At 71.7% G+C, this 15,618-nt stretch carries 16 protein-coding genes; 9 read left to right on the top strand and 7 right to left on the bottom strand.

Translation table 11 applies throughout. The features are described 5' to 3' along the window. The first annotated feature begins 30 nt into the window (after window positions 1-30). From ABD262_RS14365 to ABD262_RS14350, 4 genes are all read left to right on the top strand, one after another. Complete coding sequence (locus tag ABD262_RS14365) at window positions 31-1,617, top strand: molybdopterin-dependent oxidoreductase (protein WP_344137470.1); 1,587 nt, start codon at window positions 31-33, stop codon at window positions 1,615-1,617. Window positions 1,618-1,909: 292 nt separating this feature from the next. After that, the gene (locus ABD262_RS14360; RefSeq protein WP_344137467.1) at window positions 1,910-2,545 is read left to right on the top strand and encodes a fasciclin domain-containing protein; all 636 of its coding nucleotides are present in this window, start codon (window positions 1,910-1,912) and stop codon (window positions 2,543-2,545) included. A 72-nt stretch (window positions 2,546-2,617) separates the two neighbouring features. Continuing rightward, window positions 2,618-3,166 carry an ECF RNA polymerase sigma factor SigK gene (gene sigK / locus ABD262_RS14355; RefSeq protein WP_344137464.1) on the top strand — a complete coding sequence of 183 codons (549 nt, stop codon included), beginning with the start codon at window positions 2,618-2,620 and terminating at the stop codon, window positions 3,164-3,166. Beyond that, window positions 3,163-3,951 carry an anti-sigma factor gene (locus ABD262_RS14350; RefSeq protein WP_344137461.1) on the top strand — a complete coding sequence of 263 codons (789 nt, stop codon included), beginning with the start codon at window positions 3,163-3,165 and terminating at the stop codon, window positions 3,949-3,951. The genes sigK and ABD262_RS14350 overlap by 4 nt, the downstream gene beginning before the upstream one ends. 100 nt (window positions 3,952-4,051) lie before the next feature. Here the strand turns inward: ABD262_RS14350 and ABD262_RS14345 are convergent, their stop codons facing one another. Next, window positions 4,052-4,915: an LLM class flavin-dependent oxidoreductase gene (locus ABD262_RS14345; RefSeq protein ID WP_344137458.1), complete on the bottom strand. Its 864-nt coding sequence runs from the start codon at window positions 4,913-4,915 to the stop codon at window positions 4,052-4,054. Between the two features lie 91 nt (window positions 4,916-5,006). Here ABD262_RS14345 and ABD262_RS14340 point away from each other — a divergent pair, with 91 nt between their 5' ends. The 3 genes from ABD262_RS14340 to ABD262_RS14330 all read left to right on the top strand — a co-directional run bounded on the left by ABD262_RS14340 (window position 5,007) and on the right by ABD262_RS14330 (window position 8,044). Then, window positions 5,007-6,053 carry a zinc-dependent alcohol dehydrogenase family protein gene (locus ABD262_RS14340; RefSeq protein WP_344138238.1) on the top strand — a complete coding sequence of 349 codons (1,047 nt, stop codon included), beginning with the start codon at window positions 5,007-5,009 and terminating at the stop codon, window positions 6,051-6,053. 35 nt (window positions 6,054-6,088) lie between these two features. Then, entirely contained in the window at window positions 6,089-6,892 is an 804-nt protein-coding gene (locus tag ABD262_RS14335) for a spermidine synthase (RefSeq protein ID WP_344137455.1), read from the top strand. Window positions 6,893-7,009: 117 nt separating this feature from the next. Then, a complete protein-coding gene (locus tag ABD262_RS14330) occupies window positions 7,010-8,044 on the top strand; it encodes a Gfo/Idh/MocA family protein (protein WP_344137452.1) in 1,035 nt (344 codons plus the stop codon). A gap of 105 nt (window positions 8,045-8,149) precedes the next feature. Here ABD262_RS14330 and ABD262_RS14325 read toward each other — a convergent pair whose 3' ends face one another. The 5 genes from ABD262_RS14325 to purS form a co-directional block, all read right to left on the bottom strand. After that, window positions 8,150-8,542 carry a VOC family protein gene (locus ABD262_RS14325; RefSeq protein ID WP_344137449.1) on the bottom strand — a complete coding sequence of 131 codons (393 nt, stop codon included), beginning with the start codon at window positions 8,540-8,542 and terminating at the stop codon, window positions 8,150-8,152. Between the two features lie 30 nt (window positions 8,543-8,572). Next, window positions 8,573-8,935, bottom strand: coding sequence for a sterol carrier family protein (locus ABD262_RS14320; protein ID WP_344137446.1), 363 nt, complete (start codon window positions 8,933-8,935; stop codon window positions 8,573-8,575). Window positions 8,936-9,207: 272 nt separating this feature from the next. After that, window positions 9,208-11,523 carry a phosphoribosylformylglycinamidine synthase subunit PurL gene (purL, locus tag ABD262_RS14315; RefSeq protein WP_344137443.1) on the bottom strand — a complete coding sequence of 772 codons (2,316 nt, stop codon included), beginning with the start codon at window positions 11,521-11,523 and terminating at the stop codon, window positions 9,208-9,210. Further along, window positions 11,520-12,191: a phosphoribosylformylglycinamidine synthase subunit PurQ gene (gene purQ, locus ABD262_RS14310; RefSeq protein ID WP_344137440.1), complete on the bottom strand. Its 672-nt coding sequence runs from the start codon at window positions 12,189-12,191 to the stop codon at window positions 11,520-11,522. Before purQ ends, purL begins: the two co-directional genes overlap by 4 nt. Next, entirely contained in the window at window positions 12,188-12,448 is a 261-nt protein-coding gene (gene purS / locus ABD262_RS14305) for a phosphoribosylformylglycinamidine synthase subunit PurS (protein ID WP_344137437.1), read from the bottom strand. The genes purQ and purS overlap by 4 nt, the downstream gene beginning before the upstream one ends. 164 nt (window positions 12,449-12,612) lie before the next feature. Here purS and ABD262_RS14300 point away from each other — a divergent pair, with 164 nt between their 5' ends. Continuing rightward, window positions 12,613-13,029 carry a nitroreductase/quinone reductase family protein gene (locus ABD262_RS14300; RefSeq protein WP_344137434.1) on the top strand — a complete coding sequence of 139 codons (417 nt, stop codon included), beginning with the start codon at window positions 12,613-12,615 and terminating at the stop codon, window positions 13,027-13,029. A gap of 66 nt (window positions 13,030-13,095) precedes the next feature. Here ABD262_RS14300 and ABD262_RS14295 read toward each other — a convergent pair whose 3' ends face one another. After that, the gene (locus ABD262_RS14295) at window positions 13,096-14,016 is read right to left on the bottom strand and encodes a phosphoribosylaminoimidazolesuccinocarboxamide synthase (RefSeq protein WP_344137431.1); all 921 of its coding nucleotides are present in this window, start codon (window positions 14,014-14,016) and stop codon (window positions 13,096-13,098) included. Window positions 14,017-14,196: 180 nt separating this feature from the next. On the opposite strand from ABD262_RS14295, the gene ABD262_RS14290 reads away from it, so the two are divergent. Then, window positions 14,197-15,615: an MFS transporter gene (locus ABD262_RS14290; protein WP_344137428.1), complete on the top strand. Its 1,419-nt coding sequence runs from the start codon at window positions 14,197-14,199 to the stop codon at window positions 15,613-15,615. The last annotated feature ends 3 nt before the right edge of the window (window positions 15,616-15,618 follow it).

The raw sequence follows: 15,618 nt of genomic DNA, 5'->3' as shown, positions 1-15,618 counted from the left end.
CCGGGACGCGCGGGAGTACGAATAGCAACTATGGAACCCAACGCACGACCACCCGGCCGCAAGAGCCAGCGCGCGATGTATGCCGTCAGCGGCGTGCTCGCGGCTGCGGCCGGTATGGCGGTGGGTCACCTCGTCGCGGCGTTCGTGAACCCGGCCGCCTCGCCCGTGCTGGCCGTGGGCTCGACCGTCATCGACGCCACGCCGACCCCCGTCAAGGAGTGGGCGGTCCAGCACTTCGGCACCGCCGACAAGCCGATCCTGCTGGGCAGCGTCACCCTCGTGGTCGTGCTCGCCGCGGCCGCGATCGGGTTGGTGTCGCGGTCCAGGCCGAGCCTGGCCAACATCCTCGTCGTCGGCCTCGCCTCGCTGGCCGGCCTGGCAGCGTGGTTCCGCCCGGCCTCCGCGCCGTTCGACATCGTGCCGGCGTTCGTGACGGCCATCATCGGTGTCCTCACGATCACCGGGCTGCGCGCGCTCATCCCCAACCTGCCCACCCCCGGTGCGGTGACGCCCGAGTCGCCGCTCGACCACACGGCATACGCGAAGGGTTCTGCCGGCACGCCGGCCCGACGCAACTTCCTCCTCGGAGCCGCAGGGGTCACGGTCGGCGCGGCCGCGCTGGGCGCCCTGGGCCAGAAGCTCGCCGCTCCCGCCACGCTGCCGTCGTCGGTGGCGCTGCCCCAGCCCCAGGAGACCATCCCGGCGCTCCCCACCGGGCTGGAGGACAAGGTCAAGGGCATCAGCCGGTTCCGCACCCCCGTCAAGGAGTTCTACCGGGTCGACACGGCCCTGGTGATCCCGCGCATCGACGTCGACAGCTGGAAGCTCGAGATCACCGGCAAGGTCGACAACAAGCTCACGATCACGTTCGACGAGCTGCTCAAGATGCCCATGATCGAGAAGGACATCACCCTCAACTGCGTCAGCAACGAGGTCGGCGGCCCCTACATCTCGTCCACCCGCTGGCTCGGCGTGCGGGTGCGCGACCTGCTGGAGCGCGCCGGCGTCCAGGACGGCGTCGACCAGATCCTCAGCGAGTCCACCGACGGCATGACGATCTCGACCCCGATCGAGGCGCTCACCGACGACCGCGACGCGATCATCGCCGTGGCGATGGACGGCCAGCCCCTCCCCGCGCGGCACGGCTTCCCGGCCCGCATGGTGACGCCCGGCCTCTACGGCTTCGTGGGAGCCACCAAGTGGCTGACCAAGCTGACCGCGACCACGTATGCCGCGGACCAGGCCTACTGGACCAAGCGCGACTGGCTGACCGACGGCACCGTCAAGACCCAGGCGCGGATCGACACGCCCGCGGGCCTCGCGACCCAGCCGGCCGGCAAGATCGCCGTCGGCGGCGTGGCCTGGGCCCAGCGCCGGGGCATCACCGAGGTCGAGGTGCGGGTCGACGACGGGCCCTGGGAGAAGGCCACCCTCGGACCCGACGGCGGTACGGACTACTGGCGGCAGTGGTTCTGGGTGTGGGACGCCAAGCCCGGTCGGCACGACCTCACGGTCCGCGCCAAGGACGGCACCGGAGAGTTCCAGACCGAGAAGCGGGCCGATCCCTTCCCGGGCGGCGCCTCCGGCTGGCACTCGATCGTGGTCCTCATCTCCTGACCCATCTCTCCTGACCCCTGCGGACGGGGCTTGCACGCGCAGCCCCGTCCGCAGGCCCCGGATCCCGGTGTCGCACGTCTGGTCGTGCGGCGCCGGGATCTGTCGTATCGAATCCCGCTGTGTCGCAGTCGGATCCAGCTCCGCCGCAACCGAACCCACTGTGTTGTGCACGGATACCGCTGCGTCAGGCACGGATTCCCTTGGAGGAGAAATGTTTTCAAACCATCCAATCCACCCTCGGGGCAGGTCCGAATACCGGGTGTCAGACAGTCCACAACAAGGAGCCACCATCATGCGACTCGCACGCCGCAGCACCATTGCTGCCCTCAGCCTCGCCCTTCCGCTCAGCCTGGCCGCCTGTGGGAACTCCGGTTCCGACGACACCGCAGCCTCGTCCACCTCGTCGTCCCCGATGTCGTCGTCCAGCTCCTCCTCGAGCACCACCGAGGACATGGCCGGCAAGCCGTTCGGCGCCGGTTGCGCCGCGGTCCCCGCGGACGGCAAGGGCTCGTTCTCCGGCATGGCCACCGACCCGGTCGCCACCGCCGCCAGCAACAACCCCGTCCTGTCGACCCTGGTCACCGCGGTGACCGAGGCCGGTCTCGGCGAGACGCTCAACTCGGCCAAGGACATCACCGTCTTCGCCCCGACCAACGACGCCTTTGCCGCAGTGCCGAAGGCCACGATGGACGCCGCGATGAAGGACCCCAAGGGCCTGCTCACCAAGGTGCTCACGAACCACGTGGTCCCCGGCAAGCTCACGCCCGAGATGCTGGCGGGCGAGCACAAGACCCTCGGCGGGGGCACCATCAAGGTGACCGGCTCGGGCGAGTCGTTCAAGGTCGGCGAGGCCAACGTGATCTGTGGCAACGTGCAGACCGCGAACGCCACGGTCTACATCATCGACGGCGTTCTCCTCCCCAGCTGAGACTGATCAGCGATGATGGTGCCCATGGCAGCAACCCCCTCAGGTCCTCAACCCGCTTGGGGAGGCGCTGCCGTGGGCACCGACCTCGCCGGCCTCCTGCGAGCCAGCGCCCTCGGTGACGAGAACGCCTTCGCCCAGCTGTACGACGCGGTGTCCGCCCGGATCTACGGGTTGGTGCTCCGCGTGGTGCGGGATCCGGCGCAGTCGCAGGAGGTCGCCCAGGAAGCCATGCTGGACATCTGGCGCACCAGCGCCCGGTTCGACCCCGCGCGGGGCAGCGCGGTGAGCTGGATGCTCACCATCGCCCACCGCAAGGCGGTCGACCGGGTGCGGTCCGCCCAGGCGTCCACCGACCGTGAGGACACCTACGGCTCACGGAACCAGGAGCGCACCTACGACGAGACGGCCGAGACGGTCGAACGTCGCCTGGACGCCCAACGCGTACGCAATGCCCTGGAGTCGCTCACCGAGACCCAGCGCAAGGCCGTCGAGCTCGCCTACCTCGGCGGCTACACGCACACCGAGGTGGCCTCCCTCCTGGGGGTGCCCCTCGGCACCGCCAAGACCCGAATACGTGACGGACTTATCCGCCTGAGAGACAGCATGGGGGTGCAATCATGAGTGCCGATATCCACGGACTGGTCGGCGCCTATGCAGTCGACGCCATCGACGAGCAGGAGCGCAGCGACTTCGAGCTGCACCTCGCCGAGTGCCCCGAGTGCCAGGCGGAGGTGGCCTCCCTCCAGGAAGCCGCCAACCAGCTCTCCCTGATGACCGAGACCGCCCCTCCCGCCTCGATGCGCAACGCGGTCCTGGCCGGCATCAAGACGGTCCGGCCGCTCCCCCCTCTCGAGGCGCAGTCCGGTGGCCCAGTCGCCTCTGGACCCGTTGGCGGATCCTCGCCCACGGTTGAGGCGCCGACCCGGGCTGACTCCAACGTCGTCCAGCTCCGGCCCCGACGTCGGGTGGTCGCCTGGCTCGCCACGGCTGCCGCTGCCGCCGTGCTGCTCATCGGCGGCATCAGCTGGAGCCCGTGGGACAACGGCACCGGCGGCAACGTCAGCGCCACCGAGCAGGTGCTCGAGGCCAAGGACGCCCAGCGGTTCGAGAAGGTCATCGGTGGCGCCAAGGCGACCATCGTGCGCAGCGCCTCCCTCGGCAAGGCCGTCATCATCGCCGACCACATGCCGGCCGCACCCGACGGCAAGGACTTCCAGCTCTGGTTCGACCAGCCCAACCGCGGCATGGTCAGCGCCGGGGTGATGCCGCACGGCACTGCCGACACGGTCACGGTGCTCCTCGACGGAGATGCGGCGACGGCCACCGGCGCCGGGATCACCGTGGAACCGGCCGGCGGCTCGCCGGCACCGACGTCCGCACCGGTCGCGCTGTTCAGCTTCTCCTGACCCATCCCGCTTCTGGCCACTCGTCCCGCACTGAAGGCCCCATTGGGCAGCCACGTGCGAGACGGGTGGCCAGAAGTGTGAGCGGCGAGGGCGACCTGGATCAGCTGAGGCCGGGCAGGCGGCCCGCGACGTCCTCCAGCACCGACTCGCTGCCCGCGTAGACACCGTGGGGTCGGGGCCAGTGCGTGACCACGTCGGTGAACCCCAGCGCGCCGGCCCGGCCCACCATCTCGACGAACAGCTCGGCGCTCTCGAGGGAGAACCTCGGGGCCCCGTCGAGCGAGAGGTAACGGTCCAGCGGCGCCGGTCGTGCCGCGTCCGCCTCCGTGGCGTCGAGCCGGGCCGACAGGTCCGCGATCCCGCTCCACCACTCCTCGAGCGTGTCGCCACCCTTGCCATAGGTCACCCAGCCCTGGCCCAGCCGGGCCGCCAGGCGCAGCGACCGTGGCCCGTTGGCGGCGACGACGAACGGCACCCGGGGCTGCTGCCCCGGACCGGGGAGCGTGCGGGCGTCGACCGTGCGGTACGACGCCCCGTCGTGGTCGACGTGGTCCTCGCGGAAGAGCCGGTCGAGCACCTCGACGAACTCGTGGAACCGGTCGACGCGCTCCTTGAGGGACTGCTCCTCGCCCAGGATCCGTGCGTCGAGGTCACCCCCCGTCCCCAGGCCGCACAGCAGGCGGCCACCGGAGATGTCGTCGAGCGCGAGCAGGTCTCGGAGGAAGACGTAGGGGTGGCGGTAGTTGGGTGAGCTGACGAAGGTCCCCAGCCTGATCGTCGAGGTGACCGTCGCGGCCGCCGTCAGGGTGGGCAGCGCCCCGAACCACGGCGCGTCCGGCAGCCCTGCCCAGACCAGGTGGTCATAGGTCCAGGCGTGGTCGAAGCCGTACTCCTCCGCACGCCGCCAGAGCGGGGCGGCCTCGGTCCAGCGGTGCTCGGGGAGGATCGTGATGCCGAAGCGCATGGGGCGAGGGTATGCCGCGTGGCCCACCGCGCGGCATACCCCGGCTGGCCGCGTGGCATACCCCGGCTGGCCGCGTGGCAGGCTGGGCGCCATGAAGGCCACCATCCTCAACGCCCCCCGCGACATCCGGGTCGAAGACGTGCCGGATCCCACCATCGTCAAGCCGACCGACGCGGTGGTGCGGGTGACCGCCGCGTGTGTGTGCGGCAGCGACCTGTGGCCCTACCGCGGCATCAACGACGTGACCGAGCCGACCCGGATCGGGCACGAGTTCGTGGGGATCGTCGAGGAGGTCGGCGCGGAGGTGCGCGGCCTGCGCCAGGGCGACTTCGTGGTCGCGCCCTTCATGTACTCCGACAACACCTGCCCGCACTGCCGGGTCGGCATCCAGTCGCGCTGCTCGTCCGGCGGTTTCTGGGGCAGCACCGACCGGGACGGCGCGATGGTGGACGGCGGTCAGGGCGAGTACGTGCGGGTCCCGCTGGCCGACGGCACCCTCGTCTCGACGCGGGAGGTGCCGGACGACAGCCTGGTGCCGAGCCTGCTGAGCCTGTCGGACGTCATGGGCACCGGCTGGCACGCCGCTGTTGCCTCCGGCGTCCAGGAAGGCGACACGGTCGTGGTCGTCGGAGACGGGGCCGTCGGGCTCAGCGGCGTCCTGGCCGCCGCGCGGATGGGCGCCGAGCGCATCATCGCGATGTCCCGCCACGAGGCGCGCCAGCGGATCGCCCGCGAGTTCGGCGCCACGGACATCGTCGAGGTGCGCGGTGACGACGCCGTCAACGCCGTGAAGGAGCTCACCGACGGGGTGGGCGCGGACGCAGTGCTGGAGTGCGTCGGCACCAACGAGTCGATGTCGACCGCGATCGCCGCGGCCCGACCCGGAGCGACGGTGGGCTACGTCGGGGTGCCGCACGGGATCGAGTACCCGGTGCGGGACCTGTTCGTGCGCAACGTCGGCATCGCCGGCGGCATCGCACCGGCCCGTCAGTACCTGCCGCAGCTGCGGGACGACGTGCTCTCGGGCGCGATCAACCCCGGGTTGGTGTTCGACCTGGAGGTGCCGCTGGCCGAGGTGGCGGAGGGCTACGCGGCGATGGACGAGCGCCGGGCCGTCAAGTCCCTCGTCCGGCCCTGACCGCGCAAGGACTGACAGGCTGACTGGCTGACACCGTGCAGGACTTCAGGATCGAGCTCGACGAGCACGGCGGGAGCACCGTCCTCGTCGACGGCTACCCGCAGTCCTACGTCAGCCTCGATGACCCCGAGCTGCTCGTCTTCGGCTACGTCCAGCACCTCGGCGCCGTCCTCGACTCGCTCCCCGACGGACCGGTCGCGGTCACCCACGTCGGGGGCGCGGCGATGACGCTGCCGCGCTACGTCCAGGCGACCCGGCCGGGCTCGCCCCAGATCGTGCTCGAACCCGACGCCCCGCTCACCGAGCAGGTGCGGCGCGAGCTGCCGCTCCCCCGTGGCCACCGGATCAGGGTGCGTCCGCAGCCGGGGCGTGCGGGGGTCGCGGCGCTCAAGGACGCGAGTGCCGACGCCATCGTGGTCGACGCGTATGCCGAGAGCCAGGTCCCGGCCGACCTCATCAGCTCGGAGTGGTTCGCCGACGTGGCGCGGGTGCTGCGGACCGCCGGGGTCGTCGCGATGAACACCGCCGACGAGCCCGACCACCGGCACGCGGCGCGGGTGCTGGCCGGCCTGTCGCAGCACCTGCCGCACACCGCCGCCATCGCCCAGGTCGACATCTGGAAGCGCCGGCGGTTCGGCAACCTCGTGCTGGTGGGGTCGCGCCGCCCGCTCCTGCTGGGTTCGATCATCCGCAGCGTCGCCCGCGGGGCCTTCCCCAGCACGGTGCTGGAGGGTGGCGCCCTGACGCGGGCCCTGGGGTCCGGACGACCGTTCACCGACGCCGACGCGGTGCCGAGCCCTCGCCCTCCCACCGCCCCCGGCGAGTGGCGCGTCCGCTGACCCGATCGCTGTGCTGCGGCCGCACGGTGACCGTCGGCGCACGCCGGCGGACCGTCGCGACCGACACCTGATGGGACGACCGGTGCGCATCCCGCTCCGAGCGCCGATGATGGGCCGATGCCTTCTCTGACGCTCCCCTCTCCCCGCACCCCGGACCCGCACGAGGCCCCGGCCCTGCGCTGGGGGATCCTGGCGCCGGGGGGCATCGCGCACTCCTTCGCCACGGCGCTGCGGGCGGCGTCCGGCCAACAGCTCCAGGCCGTGGCCTCCCGCAGCCTCCCGCGGGCGCAGGCGTTCGCCGCTGAGTTCGGGGTCGCCAAGGCCTACGGGGCGTACGACGAACTGGTCGCCGACCCTGACGTCGACGTCGTCTACGTCGCCTCCCCCCACTCCGAGCACCGCGCGCAGGCCATGCTCGCGACGGCCGCCGGGAAGCCGGTGCTCGTCGAGAAAGCCTTTGCCCGCAACGCCAACGAAGCGCGCGAGATCGTCGAGTCGGCCTCTGCTGCACAGGTTTTCGCGATGGAGGCGATGTGGACGCGGTTCCTCCCGCACATCGACGTCGTGCGCAGGTGTCTCGAGGACGGCCTGCTGGGCGAGGTCCACACCGTCCATGCCGACCATGGCCAGCACCTCTACCCCGACGGACCGGCCCGGCTGTCGGAGCCGTCGCTGGCCGGCGGCGCGATGCTCGACCTGGGGATCTATCCCGTGTCGTTCGCCCACTTCGTGCTCGGCGACTTCGCCGACGTCACGGCGAGCGGCACCCGCACCGACACGGGGGTGGACGCGCAGGCCGCCATCGGGGTCACCAGCAGCCGCGGGGCGATGGGCGTGCTCGGAACCACGATGCTGACGAAGACCCCGACGACGGCAGCCGTGTGTGGCACCGAGGCTCGGCTCGAGATCGACGGCGACTTCTACGGACCTCGCGCCGTCGTCCGCCTGGTGGCACCCGACGGCACCGAGCTCGACCGCTTCACCAACGCCGACACCCGGCACGGGCTGCACTTCGAGGCTGCGGAGGTCGCTCGGCAGGTCACGGCGGGTGCCCTCGAGTCGCCGCTGATGCCGCTTGGCGAGACCCTCACGATCATGGACGCCCTCGACGACGTCCGCGCCCAGATCGGCGTCCGCTTCCCCGGCGAGTAGGCCCCCACCCCGACTTGTTGCCACCTGGTCGTCACCAGACCCGCGATCCGCGGGTTCGGTGCAGATCTGAGCGCAACAGGTCGCGCCCCACCCCGGACCGTCCGGCTAGAAGGTGTCGCCCCGCCGCCAGGCCATCTCCTGCAGCTCGAACGAGTTGCCGTCGGGGTCGGCGAACTCCGCGCCCCTGACCCCGCCCCCGAAGTCGTGGATCTCGCTGACCTCGACCCCCCGGCTGACCAGCTCGGCCCGCGCCGCCTCGATGTCCTCCACGACGAGGTGCAGGCCGCGGATGCTGCCGGGCTCTCCCTGGTAGACCCCGAGCCCCGTGCCGAAGCCGACCGAGCAGCCCGAGCCCTCGGCCGTCAGCTGGACGACCCGGATGCCCTCGGCGGGCTGCACGTCGACGTCCTTCGTGAAACCGAGCGTGCCCTCGTAGAACGCGATGGACCGCTCGACGTCGGAGACGGGCAGCGGGACCAGCTCGAGCTTCATCTGCATGCGGATCGGACTCCTCGGGTGGGGCGGCGGTCAGGCGAGCGGGAGGTATGCCGTGAGGTCGGCGCGGTGGCCGCTCACCCTGAGCGTGCCCGACTCCCAGGCACCGTCCCAGGTCAGCGCGCCGGTCGCCACCGCCAGCCAGGTCTGGGCATCGGTCTCGACGACGTTGGGGGGCGTGCCGCGCGTGTGGGTGGTGCCCGTGACGCACTGGACCGCCCCGAACGGTGGGACCCGCACCTCGACGCTGCGCCCCGGTGCGACGACCGAGAGCTCCTCGAGCGTGAAGCGCACGGCTGTCGCGAGGTCGACGCGAGGCGTGGCCTCTCCCTGCGAGCGCCAGACCTCCACCGCGGATCGCCCGGCGGCGACGGGGACTCGGCGGCGCGGCGGCATACCGGCATCGTCGCACGACCCACCCATGTCCCGTGACGCCCGGCACGATGAGCCGTTCGGCGGACGAGAATGGGTACTTCTACCCATGGCGGCTGTCAGTGCCCCGACGTACTGTTCAAGGCGGGGACACACAGGGGACGAACGGCCCGGGCGCGCGGGGGATGCGCGACCGGGCCGCTCGCGTGTCCAGCCCTGGGTGCCGCGGCGATCGGCGACCACCCACCATGCCCTGCTGCGAGTCGTGGGCGACCCGCAGCCGCCGGACCAGCGGGTCAGCCGCCGAAGACCGACCGGAGGGTCCCGGTGTGCGCCGTGCGGAGCTCGTCGAGCGAGACCACGAACTGGCCCTGGACATCGAGGCCGTCGGTCTCGTCGTCCACGACACCGATCCGGGCGTGCACCTGGCCACGGGCCGTGCACATGTCGGTGAAACGCACCTCCTCCGAGCGGGGCACCGACACGATGACGCGTGCGGTCGACTCGCTGAAGAGGGCGGTGAAGGCGTCGATGCCGTCTCGTTCGCAGACCGCGTCGAGCCAGATCCGGGCCCCGGTGCCGTAGCGCATCGTCGCCTCGGCCAGCGCGATCGCCAGGCCTCCGTCGGACAGGTCGTGGGCCGCGTCGACCAGGCCGTCACGGCTGGCGTTGACGAGGATCTCGCCGAGCAGCTGCTCCGCCGCCAGGTCGACCTTCGGCGGCAGGCCCCCGAGGTGACCGTGCACGACGTGCGCCCACTCGCCACCGGCCAGCTCGTTGCTGGTGGCACCGAGGAGGTAGATGACCTGGCCCGGGGTCCGCCAGCCGGACGGCGTGCGCCGGGCGACGTCGTCCATGACGCCCAGCACGCCGATGACGGGAGTCGGGTGGATCGCGACGTCGCCGGTCTGGTTGTAGAAGCTGACGTTGCCGCCGGTGACGGGGATGCCCAGGATCTTGCACCCTTCGGCGATGCCCTTGACCGACTCGCGGAACTGCCACATCACGCCCGGATCCTCCGGGGACCCGAAGTTGAGGCAGTCGGTCACGGCCAACGGGGTCGCCCCCGCCGTCGCGACGTTGCGGTAGGACTCGGCCAGCGCGAGCTGCGCGCCGGCGTACGGGTCGAGCTTGGCGAACCGCCCGTTGCAGTCGGTCGAGACCGCGACACCGCGACCGGTCTCCTCGTCGACCCGCACCACTCCGGCGTCATCGGGCATCGCGAGGGCGGTGTTGCCGAGCACGTAGCGGTCGTACTGGTCGGTGACCCAGGACTTGTCGCAGAGGTTCGGGGAGGCGAGCAGCGTCAGCAGGTCGGACTTGAGGCCGAGCCCGTCCACAGGACGTCCGAGGGTGTCGGTGCCGTTGTCCTGCAACGCATCCAGGTATGCCGGTCGCTCGAGCGGGCGGTGGTAGGTCGGGCCCTCGTGGGCGACCGACCGCGGGGGGACGTCGACGATGACCTCGCCGTGCCAGGTGATGACCAGGTGCTCGCCGTCGGTCACCTCGCCGAGGACCGTCGCCTCGACGTCCCAGCGGTCGGTGATCGCCATGAACTCGTCGAGGTGCTCGGGGGCCACGACCGCCATCATGCGTTCCTGGCTCTCCGACATGAGGATCTCCTCAGGTCGCAGCGAGGTGTCACGCAGCGGGACGCGGTCGAGCTCGATCTGCATGCCGCCGTCGCCGTTGGAGGCCAGCTCGCTGGTGGCGCAGGACAGGCCCGCGCCGCCGAGGTCCTGGATCCCGTCGACCACGTGCGCGGCATACAGGTCGAGGCAGCACTCGATGAGCACCTTCTCGGCGAACGGGTCGCCGACCTGGACCGCCGGGCGCTTGGTCGGGCCGCCCTCGTCGAAGGTCTCGGACGCGAGCACCGACACCCCGCCGATGCCGTCGCCGCCGGTCCTGGCCCCGAAGAGGATCACCTTGTTGCCGACCCCGGAGGCCTTGGCCAGGTGGATGTCCTCGATGCGCATGGCTCCCACGCAGAGCGCGTTGACGAGGGGGTTGCCCTGGTAGCAGTCGTCGAAGACCACCTCGCCACCGATGTTCGGCAGGCCGATGCAGTTGCCGTAGCCACCGACCCCTGCGACGACCCCTGGGAGCACCCGCTGGGTGTCGGGGTGGTTCAGGTTGCCGAAACGCAGCGGGTCCATGATCGCGATCGGGCGAGCGCCCATCGACATGATGTCGCGGATGATGCCGCCGACGCCGGTGGCCGCACCCTGGTAGGGCTCCACGTAGGACGGGTGGTTGTGCGACTCGACCTTGAAGGTCACCGCCCAGCCGTCACCGATGTCGACGACGCCGGCGTTCTCACCGATGCCGACCAGCAGCTTCTCGCGCATCTCGTCGGTGGTGTTCTCGCCCCAGAGCGAGAAGTGCACCTTGGACGACTTGTAGGAGCAGTGCTCCGACCACATCACGGAGTACATCGCCAGCTCGGCGCTGGTCGGGCGCCGGCCGACGATCTCGCGGATGCTGGCGTACTCGTCCTCCTTGAGGCCGAGCTCGACCCACGGCTGGGCGACGTCGGGGGTCTGCGCCGCGTGGGCGACAGTGTCGAGGACGGGCTTGTCGACCTGGGCGGTCGTCGGGTGCGCGGTCATGAGGTGGCCAGTGCCTTCAGGACGGAGGTGAAGAACGGGAGCCCGTCGGTCGAGGGGCCGTAGCCCTCCTCGATGCAGTGCTCGGGGTGGGGCATGAGCCCCACGATGTTGCCGCGGTCGTTGGTGATGCCCGCGATGGCGCGGTAGGAGCCGTTGGGGTTGTCACCGGCATACCGGAAGACCACGCGACCCTCGCCCTCGAGCTCGTCGAGCGTGCGCTCGTCGGCCACGAAGCCACCCTCGCCGTTCTTGAGGACGATGGTGATCTCCTGCCCGGCCTCGAAGTCGGAGGTCCACGCGGTGGAGGCGTTCTCGACGACCAGCCGCTGGTCGACGCAGTTGAACTTGCGGTGGTCGTTGCGGATCAGCGCCCCGGGGAGCAGGTGCGACTCGCACAGCACCTGGAACCCGTTGCAGATCCCGAGCACGGGCAGACCGCCCTGCGCCGCGGGGATGAGTGCGTCCATGACGGGGGCGAAGCGGGCGATGGCGCCGCAGCGCAGGTAGTCGCCGTAGGAGAAGCCGCCGGGCAGCACCACCGCGTCGACCCCCTTGAGGTCGGCGTCGCCGTGCCAGAGCATGACGGCCTCGGCGCCGACGGCGCGCACGGCTCGGGCCGCGTCACGGTCGTCGAGCGAGCCCGGGAACGTGACGACCCCGACCTTCACTGGTCGGGGTCCTCTGCACGACGCACGCTCACGACGTCCTCGATCACCGGGTTGGAGAGCAGCTTCTCGGCCGCCTCCGCCGCCGCCGCGAGGTGCTCGTCGGTCACCTCGCCGTCCACCGTGAGGACGAACCGCTTGCCCTGCCTCACGTCGGTGAACTGCTCGAAGCCGAGCCGGGGAAGCGCCCCGTTCACGGCCTGACCCTGGGGGTCGAGGATCTCTGGCTTCAACATGACGTCGATGACGACGTGGCCCATTCGGGTGTCTCCTGGGTTGCAGCGGGGTGGTGCGGGGAAGGAAGCACGCGCAGTCTATCCGCGCCACACCGCCGGGTATGCCGCGCGGTCACCTCGCGGACGCGGCGTCCGGCGTGAGCCAGCGGGGTCTTCTCAGGTTGCCCGAGGCGGGGGACACTCGAGCCATGTCGATGGCCCAGTGGTCGACCCGTATCGGCGCGTGGATGTACCGCCGCATGGACGGCCGCGCGATGGGCGGCACGAAGGACGCTCCCGTGGTCATGCTGACCACGGTGGGCCGGCGCAGCGGACTGCCCCGCTCCACCTGCGTCAGGGCGCTCCGGAGACCCGACGGCTACCTCGTCTGGGGCACCGGCTCGGGCAGCCCGCGAGACCCCGACTGGTTCCAGAACCTGCGGGCGGCAGGGGAGACGGACCTGCAGGTGCTGTCCGAGCGCATGCGGGCGTCGGCTCGCGAGCTCACCGGGGCCGAGCGGGACGAGGTGTGGCGCGACGTCATCGTCGCCACGCTGCCGGGAGTGGCGAAGTACGCCCGCAAGGCGGGCCGGCCCATCCCCGTGGCGCTGCTGACCCGCCGCTGACCGGGCCCTGTCCCCGCCCTCGAGACCGCCCGCGTGCCGGTCGACCGGAGGCGAGGGCCCACCCGGTCAGCCCGCGACGAAGGTGCGCCCGGTCAGTCGCTCGTAGGCCTCGACGTACTTGGCGCGGGTGCGCTCGAGCACCTCGTCGGGCAGCGGCGGCGGGGCCTGGCCCGACGCCTTGTCCCACCCGCTCGCGGGCGAGATCAGCCACTCGCGCACGTACTCCTTGTCGAAGGACGGCTGGGTGTGGCCGGGCTCCCACTGGTCGGCCGGCCAGAACCTCGACGAGTCAGGGGTGAGGACCTCGTCGGCCAGCACCAGCTCGTCGCCGTCGATCCCGAACTCCACCTTGGTGTCGGCGATGAGAATGCCTCGCGCGGCCGCGATCTCGTTGCCACGGGCGAGGATCCGCGTGGTCAGGTCCTTCGCGCGCTGGGCGGTGCGCTCGCCGACGGCAGCCACGACATCGGCATACGGCATCGGCTGGTCGTGCTCGCCCACGGGCGCCTTGGTCGACGGCGTGAAGATCGGCTCGGGGAGCCGTGACCCGTCGACGAGGCCGTCGGGGAGCCGCACCCCACTGACGTGGCCGTCGGCCTGGTACTCCCGCAGGCCACCGCCAGTGAGGTAGGCGCGGGCGACACACTCGACGGGCAGCATCTCGAGCCGGCGCACCAGCACCGCACGCCCGGCCACCTGCGCTGGCACGTCGGTCGAGACGACGTGGTTGGGCACCAGGTCGTGGAGCTGCTCGAACCACCAGAGGGACAGCTGGGTCAGGACCGCGCCCTTGTCGGGGATCGGCGTCTCGAGGATGAAGTCGAAGGCCGAGAGCCGGTCGCTCGCGACGAGCAGCAGCTGGTCGTCGCGAGGCGCACCCGCGGCGTCGAGGGGGGCGTAGAGGTCGCGGACCTTGCCCGAGTGGACGTGGGCGTAGCCGGGCAGGTCGACCGCGGCGGCGGCCGCGTCGGGCTGGGAGGACGTCATGGCGCACATCCTCCCAGCCCGGGCGCCGAACGCTCAGCCGAGTCCGTGCAGCCCCTGCCCGCACTTGTTGCCACCAGGTCCTCACGAACGGGCATCTCGGAGGTTGCGTGACCACCACAGCGCACCACGTGCGCGGAGTGGCTTGACTTGAAGTCGACTTCAACTTCCACACTCGTGCCCATGCCCCTCGTCACCCCCGAGATCCCCGCCACGGACTCCCCCGCGCGTCCGGCCTCCCTGCTCGACCGGGCCCACCTGCCCTTCGCCGTGGGAGCCGTGGCCCTGGTCACCCTCGGCGCCTTCGAGAACCGCGCCACCATGACCGTGCTGCCCACCGTGGCGCGCGACCTGGACGGCCTGTGGCTCTTCGGCGCCGCCAGTGCCGCGCCGCTGGTGTCGTTCGTGGTCACCACCGTCGTCGCCGGGGCCTGGGCCGACCACCGGGGGCCGGTGCGACCACTCCGGGCGGGCATGCTCGCGTTCACCATCTCCCAGGTCGCGATGGCCCTCTCCCCGGGGATGGCGGTCTTCACGCTGGGCCGGTTCGGGTCGGGGATCGCCGAGGCGCTGATGGACGTCTCGCTCACCGTGCTGCTGGCCCGCACCATGCCCGAGGAGCTGCGGGCCAAGGTCTTCGCGGCGTTCGCCGCGGCGTGGGTGCTCCCGTCGCTGGTCGGCCCGCCGATCGCGGGACTGCTCACCGAGATGCTCTCGTGGCGGTCGGTCTTCGGCATCGGGGTCGCCCTGCTGCCGATCGCGTGGCTCCTGCTGCGCCCCGCCATGCGCGCCGAAGGTTCCAGCGCCGGGGGTGCCGGCGCGCAGACCGCCTGGACGCCTCGCGAGCACCGCGCCGTCCGTGCCGCCGCCCTCGCAGCTGCGGGCCTGGCCGCACTCACCGCGGGTGGATCCCTCCTCGGCCGCTCCGGCCCCGTCGAGGCGCTCGGCGGCGCGCTCGTCCTGGTGGGCACGGCCTGCACCGTCCCCGCGGTCCGCACCGTCCTGCCGGCCGGGACGCTGCGGTTCGCCCCCGGCATACCCGCGCTCGTGGCGCTGCGCGGGCTCGTGGCGGCGGCGTTCGGCACCGCCGGAAGCCTCCTGCCCCTCATGCTCACGACGATCCACGGCCTCGGGCCTGCCGCTGCGGGCGCGAGCCTCACCGTGACCGGTCTGTCATGGGCCGCCGGGTCGCAGCTGCACGGGCTCGCCGTGGTCCAGCGACGCGTCCCTGCGGTGCGCCGTCTCGCCGTCGGGTTCGCCCTCATCGCGGTCGGCGTCCTCGGTCCAGCGCTCACCAGTCTCGATGCGCTGCCCATCGTCGCCGGGCTGGTGCTCTGGGGCGTGGCCGGGCTCGGGATGGGGATCGTGTCACCCACCCTCTCGACCCAGCTGCTGCTCTTCGCGCCGGTGAGCGACCAGGGCCGGATCACCGCCGCCTCGAGCCTGACGGCGTCGGTCGCCCAGGCCATCGGCCTGGCCGCGGCGGGCGCCCTCATCGCGTGGCAGGCGCCTGACCTGCCGGGGTGGCTGTTCGCTGCCACGATGTCCGCCTGCGCGCTCGTGGGTGTGGTGGGACTGGCGGCTGCGCGCCGCGCGGGCTGACCC

This window comes from Pedococcus bigeumensis (assembly GCF_039531795.1).
GTDB classification, from domain to species: domain Bacteria; phylum Actinomycetota; class Actinomycetes; order Actinomycetales; family Dermatophilaceae; genus Pedococcus; species Pedococcus bigeumensis.
The sequence above is the reverse complement of the archived record's forward strand: the minus strand, read 5'-3'. Positions and strand labels throughout refer to the sequence as shown.

What these genes read in the sequence shown, in the direction of transcription:
- ABD262_RS14325 (WP_344137449.1), bottom strand. Translation starts at nt 8,542, where the DNA reads ATGCAGATGAAGCTCGAGCTGGTCCCGCTGCCCGTCTCCGACGTCGAG.
- ABD262_RS14365 (WP_344137470.1), top strand. Translation starts at nt 31, where the DNA reads ATGGAACCCAACGCACGACCACCCGGCCGCAAGAGCCAGCGCGCGATG.
- purL (WP_344137443.1), bottom strand. Translation starts at nt 11,523, where the DNA reads ATGACCGCGCACCCGACGACCGCCCAGGTCGACAAGCCCGTCCTCGAC.
- ABD262_RS14320 (WP_344137446.1), bottom strand. Translation starts at nt 8,935, where the DNA reads ATGCCGCCGCGCCGCCGAGTCCCCGTCGCCGCCGGGCGATCCGCGGTG.
- ABD262_RS14360 (WP_344137467.1), top strand. Translation starts at nt 1,910, where the DNA reads ATGCGACTCGCACGCCGCAGCACCATTGCTGCCCTCAGCCTCGCCCTT.
- ABD262_RS14300 (WP_344137434.1), top strand. Translation starts at nt 12,613, where the DNA reads ATGTCGATGGCCCAGTGGTCGACCCGTATCGGCGCGTGGATGTACCGC.
- ABD262_RS14290 (WP_344137428.1), top strand. Translation starts at nt 14,197, where the DNA reads ATGCCCCTCGTCACCCCCGAGATCCCCGCCACGGACTCCCCCGCGCGT.
- ABD262_RS14295 (WP_344137431.1), bottom strand. Translation starts at nt 14,016, where the DNA reads ATGACGTCCTCCCAGCCCGACGCGGCCGCCGCCGCGGTCGACCTGCCC.
- ABD262_RS14340 (WP_344138238.1), top strand. Translation starts at nt 5,007, where the DNA reads ATGAAGGCCACCATCCTCAACGCCCCCCGCGACATCCGGGTCGAAGAC.
- ABD262_RS14345 (WP_344137458.1), bottom strand. Translation starts at nt 4,915, where the DNA reads ATGCGCTTCGGCATCACGATCCTCCCCGAGCACCGCTGGACCGAGGCC.
- purS (WP_344137437.1), bottom strand. Translation starts at nt 12,448, where the DNA reads ATGGGCCACGTCGTCATCGACGTCATGTTGAAGCCAGAGATCCTCGAC.
- ABD262_RS14350 (WP_344137461.1), top strand. Translation starts at nt 3,163, where the DNA reads ATGAGTGCCGATATCCACGGACTGGTCGGCGCCTATGCAGTCGACGCC.
- ABD262_RS14330 (WP_344137452.1), top strand. Translation starts at nt 7,010, where the DNA reads ATGCCTTCTCTGACGCTCCCCTCTCCCCGCACCCCGGACCCGCACGAG.